The organism is Terriglobales bacterium (assembly GCA_035454605.1).
Taxonomy (GTDB): domain Bacteria; phylum Acidobacteriota; class Terriglobia; order Terriglobales; family Acidobacteriaceae; genus DATMAB01.
In genome coordinates this window covers 1-6,375 of record DATIGQ010000020.1, presented here as the reverse complement: position 1 = coordinate 6,375, position 6,375 = coordinate 1, and the positions used below count along the sequence as shown (strand labels likewise).

The following is a 6,375-nucleotide window of genomic DNA, read 5'->3' as shown; positions in this document are numbered from 1 at the left end:
CGAGGCTGATTGGAAGCAGTATGCGCAGTCCTCCGCGGACAAGGCCGCCGGCAATCTGGCGCTGGCGGATTTCTATCACCGGCGGCTCAAGCCGCGCGAAGAGATCGCAGCGTTAGCGGCGGTCGCAGCGGCGCCGTCGCCGGCCTCGGAGCTGCTGGTCCCGGCGGAACGCCAGCGTTCGTGGCGTGCATTCGAGCGCGCATTTTCCGTCATCGAAGAGCAGGCGCTCCCCCAAGAGGCCAGCGTGGCGCAGTACCGCGCCTGGATGTCCCGCTACCCGCGCGAAGCGCAAGTGCTCCGCCGGTTCTTCGATTTTCTGGTGGCGCAGAAGGACTTCGCAGCTGCCGAAGCGCAGATCGCGACGTACAGCAAGGCCTTTCCCGAGGACGCTATCTTCCCGGTGCGCGCCCGGGCCGCCGTGGCCCATGCCCGAGGGGCCGAAGCCGAAGCACTTGCCGTCTACGAGAGTTCGTACCAGCCGTTGTGGCCGCCCGAGCTGGTGCAGAACTATTTCGGCCTGCTGGCAAAGACCCACAGCCTGCGGACATTCCTCGACCGGGCGCGCGCCGCGGTGGCTGCGGATCCCGACGATCTCAACGCTGCCACCCGCCTCTTTTATTACTACCAGCAGCAAGGGAACCTGGCGTTGGCACGGCAGGCGCTGGTGGAGTACCGGCTGCGCAAAGAATCGCGCAACGCGCCCTGGACGGCGCAGCAACTCTGGGTGATGGCACGCCTGTTCGACGGCGTGCTCGACTATGACGAGGCGGCGCGGCACTACTACGCGCTCTACAGCCTGCCTGCGGCGACCGATGCCGATCGCGAGAAGGCGCTGGCCGGCATCCTGCGGGTGTTGTTCGACGCTCCGGAGCATCCCGTGCGTTTCGGCGTGGGCGACCTCACGTTCTACAAGGACATCGCCACCATGGATCCCAATCCCGGGTTCCTGAACGGCATTCTGTCGCTGATTCTGAACTCGACCGAGCCCGAGTATCGCTACGCCGAACAGGAGCGCGCTTCCGTTGGCTATTTCCACCGGGCGCGGGCGGCGGAACTGATGGCCCTGTTCGAGTCGCGCTTTCCGCAGTCCGCGGAGCGGGCGCCGTTGCGCGCCCGGCTGATCGAGGCGTATGCGCAATACGGCGACGCCGACGCCGTGATCGCAGCCGCCCGCCGCTTCCTGCAGGACTTTCCGCAGGCGGCGGAACGCACGCGCGTTTCGTTGCTCCTGGCGGAAGCCTACGCGCGCAAGGATCGTGTGACGGAGGAGTTCGCCACCTACGACGCGTTGCTCGCGGAACTGGCGGCCAAGGCAAGCAATATGCCGCTGGGCGAGAGCACAGCGGGCCGACTTCCGGTTCAGTTCTCCGAACAAGGAGAGGAGGGAGCAGAGCAACGCGGAGACGGTGGGCCCACCGCCGGGCCGCGGTCGCCCGAATACGCGCGTGTACTGGAGCGCTATATCGCGCGGTTGCTTTCCCGCAAAGAGACGCGGCAGGTGCTGGCACTCTACCGAAGGGAGATCGAACGCAATCCCAACGATCCCGGACTCTACGAGCGGCTGGCGGCGTTTCTGGAAGCCAACCGATTGGGAGCCGAGGTCGAGCAGACCTACCGTCGTGCCATGCAGCAGTTTCCCGACCGTTCCTGGCACCACCGGCTGGCCCGCTGGTATCTGCGCAGCAAGCGCCAGGCAGACTTCGAAAAGCTCACGCAGGAAGTCACCCAGGTCTTCTCGGGCAGCGAACTCGAAGCCTACTTCAGCGATGTCGTGGCCGGCGCCGGCCTGGGCTCACAACTTTACTTGCGCGTGAACCAGTACGCGCACCAGCGCTTCCCCTACAGTTTGGCCTTCGTGCGCAACCTCCTCTCTGCCTATCACACCAAGGGCACCTACGACCACACGGCATGGCAGCAGCTCATCCGCGAGTTTTGGTTCTACAGCGACGATCTGCGCGCCCGGTTCTTCGAGGACCTGGTGGCGTACAAGAAGATGGACGACGAGCTGGCCGCGGCGCTGGCCTATGCCACCGCCACCAACGGCGGTCGCTGGCCGGAGCTGGCACGGCAGAATCCTGCCGCGGCGCGCTTCCTGGGAGAGGCAGCAGCCTGGCAATCGCACTTTGAGGCAGCGGCGCCGTTGCTGGGCGCGCTGGCGGAAGAACATCCTGGCGATTTGGGCATGAGCCGTCGGGCGGCGGCGATCCACCGCTCGCTGGCTGCCTACGATCCGGTGCACACCGAGGCGGCCGCAGCGATCGAAGAAGACATCGTGCGCTTCGATCCACGCGATCGCGAGGCTCTGGCGCGCGTCGGCGACGTCTATGCGGACCGTGACCAGTTGGCGCGCTCGCGGCCGTGGTGGGAGCGCATCGCGCAAGTGGAACCGGGGAAGCCCGAAGGCTACCTGGAAGCCGCCACGGTCTTTTGGGACTACTACCAGTTCGATGAAGCGCTGCGCCTGATGGACGAAGGCCGCAAGAAGCTGGGCCGTCCGGCGCTCTATGCCTACGAGGCGGGCGCCGTCTACGAGAACAAGCGCGACTATCGGCGCGCACTGGAAGAATACTTGCAGGGAGCGTTGGCCGAGGCCTATTCGCCGGCCTGGCAGCGTTTGTTGGCGCTGGCCCGTCGACCCGCGTTCCGGCAATTGGCGGATGAGTTGACGGCGCGCGTTGTGGCCGTCCCCGACCCGCCGGAGGAAGCGATTAACCTGCGAGTTGCGGTCCTGGAAGCCCAGGATCGTCGCGCCGATGTGGAGAAGATGCTGGCCAGTCTGGTGGAGAGCACAACGTCCCTGGAGTTGCTGGCGCGCATCGAGGGCCTGGCCCAACAACAGGACTTCCATGGCGTCCGTGCGCGTTCCATCGAGCATCGCATCGCGTTGACGGGAGACCCCGTGGAACGCATGCGGCTGCGCCTGTCGCTGACGCGCTTCCGCGAATCCCGTCAGGAACTGGACGCCGCCCGGCGCGATCTCGAAACACTCTATGCCGACAATCCGAAAGTGCTGGGTGTGGTGCGGGCCTCGGTGGACTTCCACTGGCGCAACAAGGATCCACAGCGCGCTCTCGCCGTCCTGCAGCAGGCGGCAGCCGCGTCGCATCCCACGCTGAGCCGGCAGTTCCGCTTCGAAGGCGCGCGCAAAGCCACGGCGGCCGGCCAGTTTGCCCAGGCCCGCACGTGGCTCGCGCCGCTCCTGGTTGACGACCCCTTCCAATCCGAATACCTGGCTGCCATGGCAGACACGTACGCGCGTGCCGGCGACGACGCCGGCCTGCGCGACTTCTACGTGGCGACCATCGAATCCATGCGCAACGCGCCGCTGGCCACCGCGGAACGCACGGCGCGAATTGCGGCGCTGCGGCGCGGGCTGATCCTGGCGCTCACCCGGCTGAAGAACTACGCCTTCGCCGTAGACCAGTACATCGAAATCCTCAACCGCTATCCGGAAGACGCCGGGCTGGCTTCGGAAGCCGCGCGCTACGCCCAGGAGCACGATCGCAAGCCGCAGCTCCTCGACTACTACGGCAAGACAGAGCGTGATTCGCCGCGCGATTTCCGCTGGCCCATGGTAGTGGCTCGCCTCCAGACACTGTTCGAGGATTTCCCCGCGGCCATCGAGGCCTACACGCGAGCCACTCGCATCCGCCCGGATCGCTCCGACCTGTATCTGGCGCGGGCCCAGATGGAAGAGCGCCTGATGCGCTTCGATGAGGCGCTCGCCGACTACCGCAAGATCTACGACCTCACATACCAGGATCCGCAATGGATGCGGAAGCAGGCGGAACTGCACGCGCGCAAGGGCGAGACTCAGCCGGCGGTCGAGGCGCTGCGCAAGACGCTGATCGAAGGAAGACCGGAACGCCCGCAATCCTTCTTCGAGGTGGCGGCGCAGTTGGACGATTGGAACCTGCCCGCGGAAGCTCGACCCTTCGTGGAACGTGGCGTTGAGCTGGCGGGCAAGGACCTGCTGCGTGACAGCGACTACTTGTCGGGAGCGCGGACCTTCGCCCGCGTGATGATTCGGCTGCGGCAACACGAAGCGGTGTGGGCGCGATTAGCCGGTGCGCGCCAGGCCGCTAGTGCGGAAGACACCGCTTCGTCACTCCAAACCGTTTTGCGGCAGATGGGCGAAACCGTGGATCGCTACTACGCACCCGAGGAGCGTGCCACGTTCGCCGCTTTCCTGGACGCACAGAAAGCAGCGGCGTCACGAGACGATGTGGAGCGCGTTCTGGTGCCGGTTGCCCAATACGCCGTTCTCCCGGATTTGGAAGCCAAGTGGCGTCATGAATTGATGATGTCCTCCCCGGGCAGCCCGGAAGCGCAGGTGCACTACGGGCGTCTGGTGCAGCTCCAGCGCCGCCGTTTCCAACTCAGCGAGTTGGCCTCGCAACTGGAGGCGTATGAGCGCGTCTACCCGCACGCCGAGGGCAAGGGAGGGATCCTGGACCAGGCAGCCGACGCCTGGCGAGCCGCCGGCAATGCGAATGCCGAGTTCCGCGTGCTTCGTTCACGTTACGAAACCTGGTACGGCGGTGCGCGCCAGGACCGCTACTTCGAGCTTCTGCTGGAGCGTGAGCCGGAGCGTCTGGCGACGCTGGCCGGAATGGCAGACCGGCCGTCGTGGTTCCGCGATGCCGTGGCCGACTTCGCCCTGCGGCGCGCGCCCAACACGCTGGCGCTCGATGTGATGGCCGCTCGCGGTGGCGGACTCCCCCCGGTCTGGACGCGGGCGTACGTAGGGCTAGCCGGACTCTACCTGGATGACAAGGCGCCGCGCGTGCGCGAATCCTTCCTGGACGCCCTGGGCACCGGAACCGTCGGCCAGCGCGTAGGACGCGCCGTGGATCGTAACCTGGCGCTGGCTGGCGACGTTTGGTTCTACTACGGCTCGCGTTACGGCGAGTATCAGTGGGCGGCCAGGGCGCCGGACGCCGAAGACTATCTCCCGGCCATGCTGGAGGGCACGCCCGCCAACACCGATGCCTACCTGACGATAGCCGGTTTTTACCGCGATACGCAGCAGTGGGAGCGTGCGCTCGCGGACTACGACCACGCGCTGGAGCTGAGCCCGCGTCGTGGGGAAGCGCACCTGGAAGCGGCGCGCATCCTCTGGCAGAGGGACCGCGGCGCCGCGGCGCTCGAGCGTCTTCGCGCCGCGCTGCTTGCGTTCGATGAGCAGCAGAACAGTGGCTATGCGGAGACCTTCTGGCCGGATGTTCGCAGCACTCTGGAGGAAGTAGGCCGCAGGAAACTGCTGCCCTCACTGCGCAGTGAAGCTGAGCAGCTCATGCGCAACTACGTGCGACGGAACGGATCGTACCGCGCCGATGCATTGCTGCGCGGCGCGTTGGCTGCGACGGGCGATCCGGCTGCCGGAATCGCATGGATCCTGGAACTCTCACGGGTCGCCCCTACCCCGAGTGGCTTCCTCGGCGACATCGTGAACGCCAGTTGGATTCCAGAGACCGGCCGCGGGGCGATTTATCGGAGGATGGTCGAACTGGCGGAGAAAGAAATGGAACAGGCGCACGGGCCCGCACGCGAATACGCCACGGAGAACGTGAATCGCACCCGGCTGCGGCTTGCAGCGCACCTCGCACGCCAGGGCAAGCCGCAGGAGTCAGAGCAGGTGCTGGATTCCATCCCCAAGGCCGACCGAACGGCGCTGGTGTACGAACTGGCTCTTATCGAGATTCGCGTTGCGGCGCTTGAAGGAAAGCTGCCCGCCCTGCTCGAACGTTACCGCAGCCAGCCGGAGGAAGCGCCTCCGCTGGTTGCAATGCGCAATGCGGCGCTCGCGCTGCGTGCTGCCGATCAGGCGGCTGCGGCCCGCCAGGTGCTCGAGTTCGCCTACTCACGAGAGCTGGAAAGCTACAACTTCGATGCGTCGAACTTCCTGGGGCTGGCCGAGATCCGGCTGGAGCAGGGCGACACACCCGGCGCTCTGGCGCTACTGCGCCGCATGACGCTGGTGGCGGGAGGGCCGTTCGAGAACCTGGAGCCGGCGGCGGCGCTGCTGGCGAAATTTGGCCGTCATGCCGAGGCCGCTGACTTCCGCAGCCAGCGCGTCCGCGCCGTGCCCTGGGACGTGGAGGGACGCCTGCGGCATGCGGAGTCCTTGCTGCATGCAAAGGCTGCACAAGAGGCCCGCAGCCTGCTTGCGTCCGTGGCTCAGGAGAAAGCGACGGCGTACTCCCTGCGTGCCTCAGCGGCCAGCACCTTGGCTCAAGCTGGAGGCGGGGCGCTGCAGTCCGGGTCGCCGGAGCTGGATGGGTTGGCCGCCGCTTCTCCCCCCGCGCTTTCCGACCAGCCATACCTCTTCTACTCACGTGTTGCCGCCGCTTCCCGGGTGCCCGCAGCGGAGCG

Annotated in this window: 1 protein-coding gene; it reads left to right on the top strand. The window is 66.5% G+C overall.

Features of this window, described 5'->3' with window-relative positions:
* The coding region (locus VLE48_01615) for a hypothetical protein (GenBank protein ID HSA91682.1) at nucleotides 1–6,375 on the top strand (6,375 nt) is incomplete at both ends.